Source organism: Streptomyces virginiae (genome assembly GCF_000720455.1).
GTDB lineage: Bacteria > Actinomycetota > Actinomycetes > Streptomycetales > Streptomycetaceae > Streptomyces > Streptomyces virginiae.
The window spans coordinates 294407-312727 of the sequence record NZ_JOAK01000010.1; the positions used below are offsets into that span (position 1 = coordinate 294407).

The 18321-nt window shown below is 75.8% G+C and carries 6 protein-coding genes and 1 pseudogene; 3 read left to right on the plus strand and 4 right to left on the minus strand.

The window, feature by feature from the left end; all coding sequences use genetic code 11:
* Window positions 1-68 precede the first annotated feature (68 nt).
* The 3 genes from IG86_RS0118040 to IG86_RS0118050 are packed head-to-tail and all read left to right on the plus strand — an operon-like array spanning window position 69 to window position 5739.
* Window positions 69-1277 carry an NAD(P)/FAD-dependent oxidoreductase gene (locus tag IG86_RS0118040; protein WP_030821581.1) on the plus strand — a complete coding sequence of 403 codons (1209 nt, stop codon included), beginning with the start codon at window positions 69-71 and terminating at the stop codon, window positions 1275-1277.
* Window positions 1274-4453 (plus strand): non-ribosomal peptide synthetase, encoded by a 3180-nt coding sequence (locus IG86_RS0118045; protein WP_051785258.1) that lies wholly within the window; start codon window positions 1274-1276, stop codon window positions 4451-4453. The genes IG86_RS0118040 and IG86_RS0118045 overlap by 4 nt, the downstream gene beginning before the upstream one ends.
* A gap of 26 nt (window positions 4454-4479) precedes the next feature.
* Window positions 4480-5739 (plus strand): cytochrome P450, encoded by a 1260-nt coding sequence (locus tag IG86_RS0118050; protein WP_030897952.1) that lies wholly within the window; start codon window positions 4480-4482, stop codon window positions 5737-5739.
* Window positions 5740-5803: 64 nt separating this feature from the next.
* Here IG86_RS0118050 and IG86_RS0118055 read toward each other — a convergent pair whose 3' ends face one another.
* The 4 genes and pseudogenes from IG86_RS0118055 to IG86_RS0118070 form a co-directional block, all read right to left on the minus strand.
* Complete coding sequence (locus tag IG86_RS0118055; protein ID WP_030897955.1) at window positions 5804-6601, minus strand: thioesterase II family protein; 798 nt, start codon at window positions 6599-6601, stop codon at window positions 5804-5806.
* Window positions 6598-8619 (minus strand): alpha-hydroxy-acid oxidizing protein, encoded by a 2022-nt coding sequence (locus IG86_RS45385; protein WP_167751156.1) that lies wholly within the window; start codon window positions 8617-8619, stop codon window positions 6598-6600. Before IG86_RS45385 ends, IG86_RS0118055 begins: the two co-directional genes overlap by 4 nt.
* Window positions 8616-15186 (minus strand): annotated as a pseudogene (locus tag IG86_RS38840) (SDR family NAD(P)-dependent oxidoreductase). The gene IG86_RS45385 and the pseudogene IG86_RS38840 overlap by 4 nt, the downstream one beginning before the upstream one ends.
* Before the next feature lie 104 nt (window positions 15187-15290).
* Window positions 15291-18321: type I polyketide synthase (locus IG86_RS0118070; RefSeq protein WP_037942653.1), on the minus strand; the 3031-nt coding region annotated here is incomplete at its 5' end.

Genomic DNA, 18321 nt, shown 5'->3' on the forward strand with positions numbered 1-18321 from the left:
CGGCCCTCACCCCCCCCGCATCCCCGTGACGCCCGCCACCGGGGCCGGCGCAGGACAAGGAGCATCTTTTGACCCACTACGACGTGATTGTGGTCGGCGCGCGCTGCGCCGGGGCTCCGACCGCGATGCTGCTCGCGCGCGCGGGCTACCGGGTGCTCATGGTCGAGCGCGGCACCTTCCCCAAGGACACCCTCTCCACGCTCTACATCCACCAGCCCGGCGTCGCCGCCCTCGCCCGGTGGGGCCTGCTGCCCGCGGTGGTGGCCACCGGCGCGCCCGCCCTCGACCGCGTCCGCTACACCCATGGGGACATCCGGCTCGACGGCTGCTCCTGGGCGGCCGACGGGCAGCGCGCCGCCTACGGGCCCCGCCGCTATCTCCTCGACCCGATCCTCGTGCAAGGCGCCGTCGACGCGGGCGTCGAATTCCGCGAGAACTGCTCGGTGAGCGACCTCGTCTTCGACGGCGACCGCGTCGTCGGCGTCCGGCTCGGCTCCACCGGCGCCGTGGAGCGGGCCACCCTCGTCGTCGGCGCCGACGGCATGCGCTCCACCGTCGCCGCGAAGGCCGGCGCCCCCACCGTCGTCGAGGACCCGACCTCGACGTGCGCCTACTACTCCTACTGGTCCGGCCTCGGGCCCGGGTTCCGGCTGTACGACGCCCCGGGGCACTGGGTCGGCACCGTACCGACCAACGACGGGGCGACGCTCGTCGCCGGCTACTTCCCCCAGGAGCAGTTCCGCAGCGTGCGCGGCGACGCGCTGGGCGCCCTGCTCACGAACGTCGAGAAGACGGCCCCCGAGCTGCGGGAGGAGATGGCGGGCGGGGCCCGGCTGGAACGCGTCTACGGCACCGGCGACCAGCGCAACTTCTTCCGGCAGGCCGCCGGGCCCGGCTGGGCGCTCGTCGGCGACGCCGCCCACCACAAGGACTCGATCACCGCACGCGGCATCACCGACGGCTTCTACCAGGCCCAGCTGCTCGCGGACTGCATCGGTGACGGACTCCACGACCCCGGCCGGCTGCGGGCGGCCCTCGACACCTACGCCGAACAGCGGACGGAGGCCCTCACACCGGAATACCGCGCCACGCTCAAGACGGCCCGGCTGAACCCGCCCGCCCACCACCTGGACCTGCTGCGCGCCGTCGCCACCAGCGGCGACCTGACGGACCGGTACTTCTCGACGCTGTCCGGTGTCTGCCCGATCGACGAATTCGTCACCCCCGAACTGCTCGACCTGATGGAAGAGATGGACATGAAAGGAACGAAGGGATGACCGACGGGACGACCGGCGACGACCGGCTGCCGCTCACCTTCGGGCAGGAGCTCATCCGCTCCGGGCACCGGGCCGGGCGGGAGGCGGCGTACGACCACCACCCGGTCGTCGCCCTCCGGCTGACCGGCACCCTCGACCGGGCCGCGCTCACCTCCGCCCTGCGGGGCCTGGTCGCCCGGCACGAACCGCTGCGCACCACGTTCACGGGGAGCGGCACCGGGACCGGAACCGACGGCACGTCCGGCGCGCGCGTCTGGCCGGCGGGCCCGGTCGAGCTGGAGTACGCCGACCTCACCGCGCCCGGCGCGGCGAGCGACCGGCCCGAAGCCCTCGTCACGGAACTGGCCGCCAGGCCGTACGACCTCGCCTCCGGACCGCTGCTGCGCTCGCTCCTGATCCGCCTCGGCGCCGAGGAGCACCTGCTGGTACTGACCGTCCACCGCATCGCCGCCGACACCCGCTCCCGCACGATCGTGACCACCGAGCTGGCCGAGCTGTACGCCGCCGCCGTCACCGGCCGGACCGCCCGGCTCCCCGAACTGCCCGTCCGGTACGCGCAGTACGCCGCCGAACAGCGCGCCCGCGTCACCGACGCCGAGCTCGACGCCCAGCTGGACCACTGGCGCGGCCGGCTCGCCGGCCTGCCCGCACTGCGGCTGCCCACCGACCGGCCCCGGACCCGGGCGCGCGGCGCAGCCGCCGCCCGCCACGCCTTCCGCGTACCGGCCCCGGCCGTCCACGCGCTCGCCGAAGCGGCCCGCGCCCACGGCGGCACCCTGTTCGCGGGTCTGTTCGCCGCCTGCCAGGTGCTGTTCTCCCGGCACACCGGCCAGGAGGACCTGGCACTGGGAACCCTGGCCTTCGGCCGGCCCCGGCCCGTGCTCCACGGCCTGGTCGGCGCGTTCGACAACCCCCTCCTGGTACGCGGCCGCATACGGGCAGGCGCCCCGTTCACCGAGGTGCTCGCCGGGGCCTGCGCCGCCCTCGCCGAGGCCCACGCCCACCAGGACGTCCCCTTCGAGCGGGTGCGCGCCGCCCTCGGCGAGGGCAAGGACGCCGGAGACACCCCCGACGTGCAGGTGATGGTGGCGCTCCGCGGGGCCGGCGAAGCCGCCCGACCGGCCCGGATCCCCGCACTGGAAGTGCGCACCGTCCAGCCGCCCGGCGTGCCCGCCGCCCACGACCTCACCGTGGAGTTCACCGAGACCGGCTCCGGCGACCTGGCCGGCGTACTGGAGTACGACGCCGCGCTCTTCGACCCGGTCACCGTCGAGGTGCTGGCCCGCCACCTGTCGGTCCTGCTCGGCGCCGCCGCCGCCGACCCCGCGCGGTCCGTCGAGGAACTGCCCCTCGCCGACGAGGAGGAACTGCGGCTGCTCACCACCGAGTGGGCCGTCAACCGCGCCGACTTCCCGGCCGAGCGCTGCGTGCACGAACTCGTCGCCGACCAGGCGCGCCTGCGCCCCGACGCGATCGCCGTCACCGCCGGCCCGGAAACCCTGACCTACGCGGAGCTGGACGCCCGCGCGGGCCGCCTGGCCAACCTGCTCGTCGCCGACGGCGTCCGGCCCGGCACCTTCGTCGCCGTCTGCCTGCCCCGCGGCCCCGAACTCGTCACCGCCCTGCTCGCCGTCCTCAAGGCCGGCTGCGCCTACCTGCCGCTCAACCCCGACTACCCGGAGGACCGGCTCGGCTTCATGCTCTCCGACGCCGGGGTGCCGCTCTGCCTCACCGAGTCCCGGCTGACCGGCAGACTGCCGTCGACCGGCACCCGGATGATCTGCCTCGACGAGCAGGACGCGGCCCTCGCCGCCCAGCCGGCCCGGACCCCGGCCGTCGCCGTCACCGCCGACGACCCCGCCTACATCATGTACACGTCGGGCTCCACAGGTACGCCCAAGGGGGCCGTGATCGGGCACCGCTCGGTCGTCCGGCTCTTCTGCAACGCCGACTGGGTCAGGCTCGGCCCCGACGACGTCATGGCCCAGGGCTCCGACGTCACCTTCGACGCGGCCACGCTGGAGATCTGGGGACCCCTGCTCGCCGGCAGCCGGATGGCCGTCATCGACAAGGACACCCTCCTCGACCCGGCCGAACTCACCGCCGCTCTGCGCCGGCACGGCGTCACCACCCTCTTCGTGACCACCGCCGTCTTCAACCAGATCGTCGCCGCCGACCCCTGCGCCTTCGGCGCGCTGCGCCACGTGCTCTTCGGCGGCGAGGCGGCCAACTCCGTACGCGTGGCGGAAGTCCTGGCGGCCGCCCCGCCGCAGCGGCTCGTGAACCTCTACGGGCCGACCGAGACCGCCGTCCTCGGCACCTGGCACCTCATCCGCGAGGCCGACGAGCACATGCCCGTCCCCATCGGCCGGGCCGTCGCGAACACCACCGCCTACGTCCTCGACGACCGGCTCCGGCCGGTGCCGATCGGGGTGGCGGGCGAGCTGTTCATCGCCGGCCCCGGAGTGGCCCGCGGCTACCTCAACCGGCCCGAACTGACCGCCGACCGCTTCCTGGACAACCCGCACGGCGAAGCCCCCGACCACCGGATGTACCGGACCGGGGACCTGGTGCGCTGGACCAGCGCGGGCGTCATCGAGTACGTCGGACGGGCCGACCACCAGGTCAAGGTGCGCGGCTACCGCATCGAGCCAGGCGAGATCGAACTCGTCCTCCAGCAGCACCCCGACGTCGGCGTGGCACTCGTCGTGGCCCTGGCCGACGGCGAGCACAAGCGCCTCGTCGGCTACGTGACCCCCGGCGCGGCCGGACGCCGCCCGCAGCCGGCAGAGCTGCGGGAGTTCGTCTCCGCCCGGCTGCCCGTCCACATGGTGCCGTCCGCCGTGGTGTGCCTGGAGCAGTTCCCGCTCACCCCGAGCGGCAAGGTCGACCGCAGGGCCCTGCCCGCCCCGGAGCACGCCGCCGCCCCCGCCGGGGCCACGGAGCCCCGTACCGGCGCCGAGCGGCTGCTCGCCCAGATCTGGTCCGACGTCCTCGGCGTCCCCGCCGTCGGGGTCACCGACAACTTCTACGAGCTGGGCGGCGACTCCATCCTCGGCATCAGGGTGGTCGCCCGGGCGAAGAAGGCCGGCCTGGTGATCTCCGCGAAGGACGTCTTCCGCAAGCAGACGATCGCCGAACTCGCCACCACCGCCGTCGCGGCGGAAGCCGCCTGAGGCCCGGACCCGAGGAGAAACCACCCATGACCGCCCCCACCCTTCAGTCCGCGGCGCCCGCCGCCCCGGCCGAAGGGGCCGACCCGGCAGCCTTCGACCTCACCGACCCCCAGACGTTCGACGACAACGACCCGCACGAGATGTGGCGGCCGCTGCGCGCCCACCACCCCGTCTTCTGGCACGCCCCCAGGGACGGCAAGCCCGGCTTCTGGGTCCTCACCAAATACGACGACATCATGGCGGCCTACCGCGACAACAAGCGGTACACCTCCGAGCGCGGCAACGTCCTGAGCACCCTCCTGCTCGGCGAGGACTCCGCAGCGGGCAAGATGCTCGCCGTCACCGACGGCCCGCGCCACCGCGAGATCCGCAACCTGATGATGAAGTCCTTCTCGCCGCGGGTCCTGGCCCCGGTCGTCGAGAACGTCCAGCGGCTCACCGACCGGCTGATCTCGGAGGCCGTCGAGGAGGGCGAGGTCGACTTCGTCACCGCCGTCGCCGACCGGATCCCCATCCACACCATCGGCGACCTGATGGGCATCCCCGCCGGGGACCGCGAACTGCTCGTGGACTGGAACGCCCAGACCCTGTCCCGGTACAGCGCCGACGACGGCGAGGAGGTCTCGCTGATGGCGCGCAACGAGATCATCCTCTACATCTCCGGCCTGATGGCCGAGCGCCGCCGCAACCCCGGCGAGGACGTCCTCAGCACGCTGGCCACGGCCACGATCGACGGCGAGCCGCTCACCGAAGAGGAGATCATCTACAACTCGTACAGCCTGATCCTGGGCGGCGACGAGTCGAGCCGGGCCACCGCCTCCGGCATCGTCCACGCCTTCAGCCAGTACGGGGACCAGTGGCGCCGGCTCAAGAACGCCGAGGTCACCCTGGAGAGCGCCACCGAGGAGGTCATGCGCTGGACCACCCCGACGATGCACTTCGGGCGGCACGCCCTGGTGGACATCCCGATCCGCGACCACGTCGTCAGGGCCGGCGAGATCGTCACGCTGTGGAACAGCTCGGCCAACTTCGACGAGGACGCCTTCGCCGACCCCTACACCTTCGACCTGGGCCGCACCCCCAACAAGCACGTCAGCTTCGGCCACGGACCGCACTTCTGCCTCGGCGCGTACCTGGGCCGCGTCCACATGATCTCCATGCTGGAGTCGCTCCGCACCCGCGTGTCCGGCATCGAACTCCTCGCCCCGCCCACCCGCCTCTTCTCCAACTTCGCCAACGGCCACGCCACCCTGAAGGTCCGCCTCACCCCCGAACACAACGCCTGACCCCTCGCGCACGGCGAAGGCCCTCCCGGTCCGAGACCGGGAGGGCCTTGCTCATGCGGGCCGGTCAGCGAGTGGCGGCCAGCAGGGCGGTCCGGGTGAGGGTGTGGAGGTCGCAGGCCAGGGCCCGGGCCACCTCCGGTTCCTGGGACTGGAGGTAGAAGTGGCCGCCCTCGAAGAAGCGGACCGTGAACTCCGACGACGTGTGCTCGCTCCACCGCAGCAGGCCCTCGCGCGGCACGTTGTGGTCCTGCGCCCCCGAGTAGGCGTACAGGGGGCAGGAGACACGCGAGCCCGCCGCGCCCCGGTAGCTCTCCGCCGCCTTGAAGTCCGCACGGAGGGAGGGGAGCACGGCGGACATCAGGTCCTTGTCGGCCAGCAGCTCCGGCGGGGTGCCGGACAGGTCCGAGATCGACGAGGCCAGGTCCTCGTCCGCCAGCCGGGACAGGCCGCGGCTCAGGTGGATCGCGGCCGCCGGCCGGCCCGAGACGATCACGCCGATCGGCGCACGGTCCGGGTGCAGGCCCTCCAGCCGCAGCGCCACCTCGTACGCGACGATGGAGCCCAGGCTGTGCCCGAACAGCACGAGCGGGCGGCCCGCGCGGGGGAGCAGCGCCTCGACGACCCGGTCGGCCATCTCCCCGATGTCGTCGACGCAAGCCTCGCCGAGCCGGTCCTGGCGGCCCGGATACTGCACGTTGAGCACCTCGGCGCAGCCGGACAGGGCCTGCGCCAATGTGTAGTAGCCCGTCGCCGAGCCGCCCGCGTGGGGGAAGACGACCAGCGTCGGACCCTCCACCGGCGGCCGGTGGTACTGGCGCAGCCAGCCCGTCGGGTCGGAGCCGGGCCCGTAGGTTCGTGTCATCGTCGATCTCCGTTCGCGAGGAGGTGCGGCCCGACGTCCGCCAGGGACGCGCAGCCGGTCAGGGCCAGGGCCAGCCCGAGGTCGGTGAGCAGGCAGCGCAGGACGTGCTCGACGCCGCGCTGCCCGTCGAGGCCGAGCCCGTACACGTACGGCCGGCCGTACAGGACGGCGTCCGCACCCAGGGCCAGCGCCTTGACCACGTCACTGCCGGTCCGGACCCCGGAGTCCATCAGCACCGGTACGTCCGGGCCGACGGCCGCGCGCACCGCCGGCAGCGCGTCCAGCGAGGACACGCCGCCGTCGAGCTGGCGGCCGCCGTGCGTGGAGACGACCACACCGTCCGCGCCGTGCTCCAGCGCCAGCCGGGCGTCGTCCGGGTGCAGGACGCCCTTCACGAGCAGGGGCAGCCGGGTCAGCCCGCGCAGCCAGGCCAGGTCCTCCCAGGTCAGGGTGGGGTCGGTGGAGATCTGCGCCCACCGCAGGACGGTCGTCTTGGCGTCCGCGTCCGCCGGCAGCCCGGCCCGGAAGGCGGGATCGCCGGTGAAGTTGGCGATGCCCGTCCCGCGCAGGAACGGCGAGTAGCCGCTGTCGAGTTCCGCCGGCCGGAAGCCGAGGTGGGTGGCGTCGACGGTGACGACGATCGCGCCGTACCCGCTCGCTTCCGCGCGCCGCACCAGCGACTCGCCCACCGCCCGGTCCGAGGGCAGGTACAGCTGGAACCAGCGCGGGTGGTCTCCCGCGGCCCCGGCCACCTCCTCCAGCGTGCGCGATGCGAAGGTCGACAACACCATCGGCACCCCGGTGGCCGCCGCGGCCCGCGCCGTCGCCGACTCGCCCTCGGGGTGGGCCACTTGCTGCGCGGCCAGCGGCGCCAGCAGGACGGGGACCGGCAGCCGCTGCCCGAACAGCGTCACCGAGGTGTCGGTGCGCCGCGTACCGCGCAGCATTCGCGGTACCAGCCTCCGGCGGTCGAAGGCCGTACGGTTGGTCCGGCCCGTCGCCCCGGATCCGGCGGTGCCCGACACGTACGCGAAGGCCTCCGGGGCCATCACCTCCCCGGCCGCGGCCTCCAGGGCGGTCAGGTCCGTCGACAGCCGCGGGGTGCGGCCCGCGAGGCCCTCCAGCATGAGCTCCCGCACCAGGTCGGCGAGCGGCTCGGCATCCTGAGCCGCGGACGCCCCGGACGCCCCGGACGCCCCGGACGCCCCGGACGTGCCGGACGCCGGCGGCCGGGCCAGGTCCTCGCGGATGCGCCGGGTGAGCGGCGGCGCGCTCTCCCCGGGCCGTTCGAGGAGCGCGAAGTGCCCGCCGGACAGTGCGGCGATCTCGTGCCCGCCCGCGGTGTGGCGCGCCCAGTCGGCCATCTGCTCCAGGGAGTTCTTCGGGTCCGCCGATGCCAGGAGCACCGTGACGGGTGCCGCCACCCGGGTGTCCGGCGCACAGCGGTGGCGCAGCAGTGCCCGGTGGTCGGCCCGCAGCAGCCGCAGGATCTCGCCGGCGACCTCCGGGTCGGCCAGCAGCGGTTCGGGTATGCCCCCGAGCCGCCGCAGCCCGGCGGTCAGCTCCTCGTCGCCGACGAGTGTCAGGTCGGGTTCCTGCCAGTCCTGCGCCGGCGGCCTGGCCGCCGACACGAACAGCCGGGCCACGGTGCCGCGTTCCTCCAGCAGACGGGCCGTCTCGAAGGCCACGAGGGCCCCCATGCTGTGGCCCAGGAGGAACAGCGGCCGGTCGTCGTGCCCGGCGAGGGCCTCCGCCACGCCCGAGGCCAGCTCGGACAGGTCCTGCGCGCAGGGCTCGCCGCGCCGGTCCTGGCGGCCGGGGTACTGGACGGCGAGCAGCTCGACGTCCTCGGGCAGCGCGGCCGACAGGGCCGTGAAGGCGTTCGCGGTCCCGCCCGCGTGCGGGAAGCACACGAGGCGTGCGGCCGCCGACGCGCGGGGACGGGGGGCGCGCAGCCACCGGGACGGGTCGGCGGCCCCGGCCGGTGAAACCGGGGCGGCCGTCGGGGTGTTGGTCATGCCCACGCGGAGTGATCCTCCTTCATAGAACCCAGTTCGGTCAGCAGCTCGCGCAGCCGCTCGCTCACCACGGCGCCCTGCGCCCGGCTCAGGGGCCGGTCGGCCACCGCCGCCTCCAGCCGGGCGATGTCGGCGAGCAGCGCCACGGTGACGCCGGCGTCGTCCCCGGTGGGTGCCGGGGCCTCCGCCGGGGCCTCCACCGGGTCGTCGGCCGGCTGCGGGAGCAGCTCCCGCAGGTGGACGACCAGCTCGGCCGGGGTCGGCCAGTCGTAGATGAAGGTGGCGGGCAGCCGGACGCCCGTCGCCGCGGCCAGCCGGTTGCGCAGCTCCACCGCGGTGAGCGAGTCGAAGCCGAGCCGGTCGAAGGCCCCGTCCCGGTCCACCGCCGCGCCGGAGGCGTGCCCCAGGACGGCGGCCACCTCGTGCAGCACGGCGTCCAGCAGCCGGTCCCCGGTCGGCGAGGGTTCCTCCGCCGGAGCCGGCTCCTGATCCCGCACCGTCGCCGCCACGGGCCCGGACACCGCGGCCGGCACCAGCCCCCGCAGCAGCGCCGGCACCGCCGCGCCCTGCGCGACCGCGGCCCGCAGACCGTCGAGGTCCCAGCGCGCGGCCACCGCCACCGGCCGGTCGCGGCGCACCGCGGCGTCCAGCAGTTCGAGCCCCTGCTCCGAGGTGATCGGGGCCACGCCCACCCGCGCCATGCGGGCGACGTCCGCGCCGGTCAGGCCGGCGCCCATGCCGCCGGCCCCCTCCCACAGGCCCCACACGACGGAGACCCCGGGCCGGCCCACCGAACGCCGGTGCTCCATCAGCCCGTCGAGGAAGGCGTTGCCGGCCGCGTACCCGGCCTGCCCGGGAGCGCTGAGCGTGCCCGCGAGCGAGGAGAAGGCGACGAACGCGTCGAGTCCGAGCGGCTCGGTCAGCTCGTGCAGGTTGAGCGCAGCGTCCACCTTCGGACGCAGGGTCCGCTCCAGGCTCGCGCCGGTCAGCGAGGTCAGCAGGCCGTCGTCCAGGACGCCCGCCGCGTGCACGACACCGCCGACGCGGACCCCGTCGCCGGCCAGGGCCGCGAGGGCGGCGGCCAGCGCGTCCCGGTCGGCCGCGTCACAGGCCACCGTACGGATGTCCGCGCCCAGGTCGCGCAGTGCGGCGATGTCCCGGGCGGCGTCCTCGCCGGGCCGCCCGCGGCCCATCAGGACCAGCTGCCGTATCCCGTGCCGGGCCACCAGGTGGCGGGCGGCGAGCCGGCCCAGCCAGCCGAGACCGCCGGTGATCAGGACGGCCCGGGAGGTGTCCCAGCGCTCGTCCTCGTCCGCCAGGTCCAGGACGACCTTGCCGATGTGCCGCGCCTCGCTCAGGTGCCGGAAGGCCTCCGGCGCCCGGCGCAGGTCCCAGGCCGCCACCGGCGGGGCCTGGAGCGCACCCCGCTCGAAGAGGGCGAGGAGTTCGGCGAAGATCTCCTGGATCCGGTCCGGTCCGGGGTCGCGCACGTCGTACGTGCGGTACGTGACCCCCGGGTGCGCGGCCGCGACCTCGGCGGGCTCGCGCCGGTCCGTCTTGCCCATCTCCAGGAACCGGCCGCCGCGCGGCAGCAGCCGCAGCGACGCGTCCGCGAACTCCCCGGCGAGGGAGTTGAGCACCACGTCGACGCCCCGGCCCCCGGTGGCGGCGAGGAAGGACCGCTCGAACTCCAGGGTGCGGGAGGAGGCGATGTGCCCGTCCGCGACCCCGGCGCCGCGCAGGGCGTGCCACTTGGCGGGGCTCGCGGTCGAGTACACCTCGGCGCCCAGGTGGCGGGCGATCTGGAGGGCCGCCGTGCCGACGCCGCCGGCGCCCGCGTGCACGAGCACCGACTCGCCCGCGCGCAGGTCCGCCAGGTCCACCAGGCCGTAGTAGGCCGTCAGATAGGTGACGGGAACGGCGGCCGCCTGCCGGAACGACCAGCCCTCCGGGATCCGGGACACGAACCGGCGGTCGGTGACCGACGTCGGGCCGATGCCGTGGAACAGGCCCATCACCCGGTCGCCGGGCTTCAGGTCGGTGACGCCGGGGCCCACTTCGAGGACCGTGCCGGCGCCCTCTCCGCCCTGCCCCGAACCGCCCGCGTGACCGTCGACGGACGCCGGGATCACCCCGAGGGAGAGCAGCACGTCGCGGAAGTTCAGGCCGGCGACCCGCATCCGGACCCGCACCTGCCCCTCCTCCAGCGGGGCGGCCGCCTCCGGCCAGGGCTTCAGGGCCAGGTTCGCGAAGGTCCCCCTGGCCACGTAGTCGAGGTGCCAGTACGGGGTGTCGGCGGGCGCGGTGAGCAGCGGCTCCGTGGCCTGCGCGGAGAGCGCGGGACGGTAGGCGGCACCGCCGCGCAGGGCGAGCTGCGGCTCGCCGGTGGCCAGGGCCCTCGCGACGGCCCGGCGGGAGGCGGGGGTGCCGTCCTCGTCGAGCACCGTGAACCGGTCGGGATGCTCGGCCTGCGCGGAGCGCAGCAGGCCCCACACGGCGCGGTGGGACAGCTCACCGGGCTGCTGCTCGCCGCCCAGGGTGACGGCGCCCCGGGTGAGGACCGCCAGCCGGGTGCCGGCCAGCCGCTCGTCCGCGACGAGGAGCTTGACCGTGTCGAGGACCGCGTGCAGGGCCGTGCGCACGGCCGCGGCCGCGCTCTCGGTCGCGACGCCGGTGCCCGGTGCGCCGCCGCCCGGGGGCGGCGGGCAGGGCAGCAGGAGCAGCGCGGGGGCGTCCGCCCCGGCGTCCAGCGCCTCGGTCAGGGCGGCGGTGCCGGACAGGGCGCCGCCGAGGCCCAGTTCGTGCTCGTGCTCGTACGCGCCGAGCAGCGTCCAGCGGTGCGTCGCGGGGGCGGGGGGCAGCTCGGCCGGCCCCTCCCACGTCGGCAGCAGCAGGCCGTCGCCCGGCCCGGCCGCCGTGGCCAGGGCCCCCGCCGGGAGCGGACGCAGCACCAGCGAGCCGATCGAGGCCACCGGCCGGCCCGAGGCGTCCGCGACCTCGATGCCCACCGCGTTCGCCCCGGCGGGCGCGAGCCGGATCCGCAGCACCCGCCCGGCCGCGCCGTGGGTGCGTACGCGGGACCAGGCGTACGGCAGGAAGGTCCGCCCGTCGTCGCCGCCGCCGTCGGCGCCGTCGACCCCGTCGATCAGGCCGCCGAGCACGATCGGGTGCAGCGCCGCGTCGAGCAGCGCCGGGTGCAGGCCGTAGCCGTCCGTGTCCGGGCCGGCCTCGGCGGAGAGCGCCACCTCGGCGAAGACCTCCTGCCCGCGCCGCCAGACGGCGCGCACCCCGCGGAAGGCCGGGCCGTAGACCAGGCCCTTGGCGCCGAGGAGGCAGTAGAGGTCCGCGACGGGGCCGGTGACCGGCTCGGCGTCCCGCGGGGGCCACACCCCTGCCGGTTCGCCGCCGCCCCCGGCGGCGGGCTCCGGCCCGGCGCCGTCCGGCAGGACCGTGCCGTGGGCGTTGCGGGACCAGCCCCGCCCGTCGGCGTCGTCCTCGGGCCGGGAGTGCACGGCGACCGCCCGGCGGCCCGTGCCGTCCGTGGTGTCGGGGGCGGCCACGGACACCCGCAGCCGGACCTCGCCCTCCTCCGGCACGGCCAGCGGCGCCTCCAGGACGAGTTCCTCCACCAGGTCGCAGCCCGCCTCCCGGGCGGCGCGCGCCACCAGGTCGAGCAGCCCCGTGCCGGGCAGCAGCACCCGGCCGCCGACCCGGTGGTCGGCCAGCCACGGGTGCCGCGCCAGGGACAGCCGCCCGGTCAGCAACAGGCCGCCGGTGTCCGGCAGTTCCGCCGAGGCGCTCAGCATCGGGTGGCCGACCGCGGTCAGCCCGGCCGACCGTACGTCCCCGGTCGCCGCAGGCGAGTCGATCCAGTAGGGGCGGTGCTGGAAGGCGTACGTGGGCAGGTCCACGCGGCGGGCCCCGCGGTCCGCGAACACGGCGGCCCAGTCCACGTCACCGCCACAGGCGTGCAGCCGGGAGACCGCCGTCAGCAGAGCGGTCACCTCCGGCATGCGCCGCCGCAGCGACGGGATCAGCGTGTGGCCGGCCGGGCGCCCGCGACCCGCCTCCTCCAGGCACTCGGCGGCCATCGAGGTGAGGTCGGTGCCCGGCCCCACCTCCACGAAGCGGGCGCAGTCCAGCTCGGCGAGGCGGGCGACGCCGTCCTGGAAACGGACGGCGTGCCGCGCGTGCCGCACCCAGTACTCCGGGTCCGCGAGCACGTCCGCGCCCACGGGCCGCCCGGTCAGGTCCGAGACGAAGGTCAGCTGCGGTTCCGCGAAGGCCAGGCGCGCGACGACGGCCCGCAGCTCCTCCATCGCCGGCTCCATCAGCGGCGAGTGGAAGGCGTGGCTGACGCGCAGCCAGGTGGCCTTCCCACCCGCCGCCTCGAAGTCCGCGACCACACCGGCCAGGGCACCGCGCTCACCCGACAGGACCGTGGCGGCCGGCCCGTTCACCGCCGCCAGGGAGATCAGCTCCTCGTGGCCTGCGATCAGGGCCGCCGCCTCCGCCTCGGAGGCGCGCAGCGCCACCATCGCACCGCCCGACGGCAGCCGCTGCATGATCCGCCCGCGTACGGCGGCCAGCTCGGCCGCGTCCGCCAGCGACAGGACCCCGGCCGTGTGCACGGCCGCGAGCGCGCCGACGGAGTGCCCGAGGACGGCGTCGGGCCGGACGCCCCACGACTCCAGGAGCCGGAACAGGGCCACCTCGAACGCGAACACAGCCGGCTGCGTGTAGCCGGTCCGGTGCAGCAGGGCGCCCTCGGGGCTGTCCTCGGCCGCGAGGACCACGTCCCGCAGCGGCCGCTCCAGATGCGGTTCCAGGGCCGCGCACGCCTCGTCGAACGCGGCCGCGTACACCGGGAACGCCTCGTACAGCTCCTGCCCCATCCGGGCGCGCTGGGAGCCCTGGCCCGCGAAGAGGAACGCGGTGCGGCCCTCGGCGGCGGTCGCCCGGACCACGTCCGCCCCGGGCACGCCGTCGGCCAGTGCCCGCAGCCCGTCGAGCAGTTCGTCGCGGCTCTCTGGGAGCAGCACCGCACGGTGCGGCAGGTGCCCGCGGGTGGTGGCGAGGGAGAAGCCGACGTCCGCGAGCCGGGCTCCGTCGGCTTCGGTCAGGTGCCGGTACAGCCGGTCGGCCTGCGCGCGCAGCGCGGGTTCGCCGGCCGCCGACAGCACCACCGGTACGGCCGTCGGCGCGTCCGGACGCCCGGCCGGGGCCGGCTCCCCCGGCACCTGCGGCTCGGGCGCCTGCTCCAGGATGACGTGGGCGTTGGTACCGCTGATGCCGAAGGAGGACACCGCGGCCCGGCGCGGCCGCTCGCCCTGCCCGGGCCACGGGATCGTCCCGGTCAGCAGGGAGACGGCACCGCCCGACCAGTCCACGTGCGGGGTGGCCTCGTCCACGTGCAGGGTCCGCGGCAGCAGCCCCTCGCGCAGCGCCATCGCCATCTTGATGACCCCGCCGACCCCGGCGGCGGCCTGGGTGTGGCCGATGTTCGACTTCAGGGAGCCCAGGTGCAGCGGCCGGTCCGCCGGGCGCCCGCTGCCGTAGGTGGCCAGCAGCGCCTGCGCCTCGATCGGGTCGCCCAGCGAGGTGCCCGTGCCGTGCGCCTCCACCGCGTCGACGTCGGCGGGGGTGAGCCCGGCGGCGGCCAGGGCCCGGCGGATGAGCTGCTCCTGCGCGGGACCGCTGGGCGCGGTCAGTCCGTTGCTCGCCCCGTCCTGGTTGACGGCTGAGCCGCGCACCACCGCCAGCACGGGGTGACCGTTGCGGCGGGCGTCGGAGAGCCGTTCGACCAGCAGCAGACCGGCGCCCTCGGCCCAGCCGGTGCCGTCCGCCGACGCGGAGAACGCCTTGCAGCGGCCGTCGGGCGCGAGACCGCGCTGCCGGCTGAACTCCACGAACGGCATCGGCGTCGCCATCACCGTGGCGCCGCCGACCAGGGCCATCGAGGACTCGCCGCTGCGCAGCGAGGCACACGCCAGGTGCAGGGCGACGAGGGAGGAGGAGCAGGCGGTGTCGACGGTGATGGCCGGGCCCTCCAGCCCGAAGGTGTAGGACAGCCGCCCGGAGGCGACGGTACATGGTGCCGACGAACACCCCCGTGCGGCTGCCGCGCAGGGTGGCCGGGTCGATGCCCGCGTGCTCGAAGGCCTCCCACGCCGTCTCCAGCAGCAGGCGCTGCTGCGGATCGATGCTGTGCGCCTCGCGCGGCGAGATCCCGAAGAACTCCGCGTCGAACTCCGCGGCCCCGTACAGGAACCCGCCCTCCCGCGCGTACGAGGTGTGCGGCCGGTCCGGGTCGGGGTCGTACAGCTCCGCCAGGTCCCAGCCCCGGTCGGTGGGGAACGGGCCGACGGCGTCCACCTCGTCGGTGGTCAGCCGCCACAGGTCCTGGGGGGAACGGACGCCACCCGGGTAGCGGCAGGCCATCCCCACGATCGCGATCGGCTCGTGCTCGCGTTCCGTGCTCTGGGCGTGCTCGGCCCTGAGCCGCTCGTTCTCCTTCAGCGCGGCCCGCAACGCCTCGACGACCTGCTGCTGGGTTGTGGAAGCCATCCTGTTCTCTCCGTACTTCCCCGTCGGGGTCTGGGTCTGGGTCTGGATGTGGTCTCTGGGCCCGGGTCCGGAAGGCGTCCGGACCCGGGCGGGGGGTGTCTGCCTCAGCTCTGGCCCAGGGCCAGGCGGACCAGGTCGTCGGCGCTCATCGCGTCCAGCGCGCTCGCGTTCTCGTCGGCGGCCCCGCCGTCCGCGTCCGCGCCGTCCGGGACCTCGGGTACGAGCGCCGCCCGCAGCCGGTCCGCCAGGGCGCCCGGCGTCGGGTGGTCGAAGACGAGCGTGGGCGGCAGCTTGACGCCGGTCGCGGCCGCCAGGCGGTTGCGCAGCTCGACCGCGGTCAGGGAGTCGAAGCCGAGGTCCTGGAACCGGCGGTCGGCCGGCACCCGGTCCCCGTCCGAGTGGCCCAGTACGGCGGCCACTTCGGTCCGTACGGTCCCGAGCAGGATGTGGTGGTGCTCCCGCCGGGGCGCCCCCGCGAGCCGTTCGCGCAGACCCGCCGGGGTGTTCCGGCCCGCGGCCTGCGCGGAGCCCCCGCCGGGGCGGGCCGGGACCAGCTCGCGCAGCAGGAACCCGACCGCGTCCGGATCCGCCGTCCGCAGGTCGAGGTGGGCCGCCGTCAGGACCGCGGCGCCGGAGGCGACGCCCGCGTCGAACAGCGCCAGGCCGTCCTCGGCGGACAGCGCCCCGATCCCGGAGCGGGCCAGCCGCTTCAGGTCCGCCGCACCCAGGTCACCGGTCAGGGTGCTCTCCTGCGCCCACAGGCCCCAGGCCAGGGACACGGCCGGCAGCCCTTCGGCGCGACGCCGGTGGGCCAGTGAGTCGAGGAAGGCGTTGGCCGCCGCGTAGTTGCCCTGCCCCGCCGAGCCCAGGGTGCCCGCCAGGGAGGAGAAGAGGACGAACGCCGACAGGTCCAGGTCCCGGGTCAGCTCGTGCAGGTGGAGGGCGGCGTCGGCCTTGGGCCGCAGCACCCCTTCCATCCGCTGCGGAGTGAGCCCGGCCAGCACGGTGTCGTCGGTGACGCCCGCCGCGTGGACGACCGCGGTCAGGGGCCGGTCCGCGGGCACGCCGGCCAGCAGGCCGGCCAGTGCCGCCCGGTCGCCGGTGTCGCAGGCGGCCACGGTCACCTCGGCCCCCAGGGAGGCCAGTTCGGCCGTGAACTCCTCCGCACCCGGCGTCGCGGCGCCGCGCCGACCGGTCAGCAGGAGCCGCCCCACCCCGTGCTGCTTGACCAGGTGCCGGGCCAGCAGCCGGCCCAAGGTGCCCAGACCGCCGGTGACCAGGACGTGGTCGTCCGGTCCGAAGACCGCCGGGGCGTTCGTGCCGGGAGAGGAAGGGGTGACGGGGGAGGCGGGCCGGTGCCCGCGCAGCGCCGGCGCCGACACCCGGCCGGCCCGCAGCGCGAGCTGCGGCTGCGCCGGGGCGAGGGCCAGGGCGTGGGCGAGAGCGCTTACGGACTCGGGCCGCCCGTCGGTGTCGACCAGGGCGAACCGGCCGGGCTGCTCGGACTGTGCCGACCGGATCAGGCCCCAGACCGCCGCCAGGGCGGGATCCGGGCGTTCGGTGTCCGCGACGGCGACCGCTCCCCGGGTGAGGACGGCGAGCAGGGAGTCCGCGAACCGCTCGTCCGCAAGCCAGGCCTGGGCCAGTTCGAGGACCGCGAGCACGGCCCGGCCGTCGGCGCCCGGTACGGCGGGACCGGCCGGCGCGGAGGCCAGGACCACGGTGGGTACCGGGGCACCTCCGTCGACCGCCGTCCGCAGCTCCGCCGGGCCCGGGTAGGCCCGGACGGCCACACCGGCGGCGCGTACGGCGTCGACGACGGCTCCGCCGTCCTCGCCGAGGACGGCCCACGGACCGGCCGGCACGGGCGCGGCCGCCCGCAGCGGGGACCAGCGCAGGTCGAACAGCCCGGCTCCGTGGACCGGCCCGGCGGCGACCGCCGCGTCCGCCTGCAGCTCGCGTACCGCGAGACCGCCGGCCGTGAACACCGGGACGCCGTCCTCGTCCGCGATCAACAGCGAGTGGGCGTCGCCCGGGCCGCGGCGCAGGCGGACCCGCAGCCGCGCCGACCCGGAGGGCCGCAGGGCCAGGGCGCTCCACGCGAAGGGCACCACCAGCCGGTCCCCGGCGCCGGGCCCGACCAGGGCCGTGTGCAGGGCGGCGTCCAGGGCGGCGGGGTGGAGGGCGAAGCCGTCGGCGCCGGTGGCGGTGTCGGGGAGGGCGATCTCGGCGTAGACGTCGGTGCCGTGGTGCCAGGCCCGGCGCAGGGCCTGGAAGGTGGGGCCGTAGACGTAACCGCGTTCGGCGAGGCGGGCGTAGAGGCCGTCGACGGGTATCTCGGTCGCGTCCTGCGGCGGCCGGACGGCGAGGCCGGCGTCCTCGCCGGTCGTGGCGGGAACGTCGTCGGCCAGCAGACCCGAGGCGTGCCGCACCCAGGCGGCGTCCGGGTCCCCCTCCGGCCGGGAGTGCAGGGCCAGCGGACGCGTCCCGTCGTCACCGGCCGCGCCCACCATGAGCTGGAGGACGACGGGACCGTCGAGCGGCAGTGGCCGTTCGAGGGTGAGCTCGGCGACCTCCGCCGCTCCCGTCCGCCGGGCGGCGTACAGGGCGAGCTCCGCGACGGCCGCGCCGGGCAGCAGCGGCCGGCCCAGAACGGTGTGCTCCGAGAGCCACGGCTGGGCCTCGGCGTCGAGGGTTCCGGTGAACAACCAGCCCTGTTCCGCGGCGAGTTCGACGGCCGTGTCCAGCAGCGGATGCCCGCCGGCCGGCTTCGGGGCCGCGGGGGCCGCCGGAGCGCTCAGCCAGTAGCTGTCGCGCTGGTACGGATACGTCGGCAGGGCGACGGCCCGGCCGCCGGGCAGGAACCCCTCCCACCGGACGTCCCGGCCCCGTACGTGCGCCTCCGCGAGCGCCGCCGCGAGGGTCCGCCCCTCGGGGCGGCCCGCGCGCAGCAGCGGGACCGCGGTGGGCGGCTGCCCGTTCTCCGACTCCCCGGAGCCCAGGATCGTCCGGACCATCGCGCTGAGCACACCGTCCGGTCCGAGTTCGATGTAGGTGGTGACGTTGTGGTGGTGGAGGTGGTGGATGCCGTCGTTGAAGCGGACGGTGTGGCGGAGGTGTTGGGTCCAGTAGTGG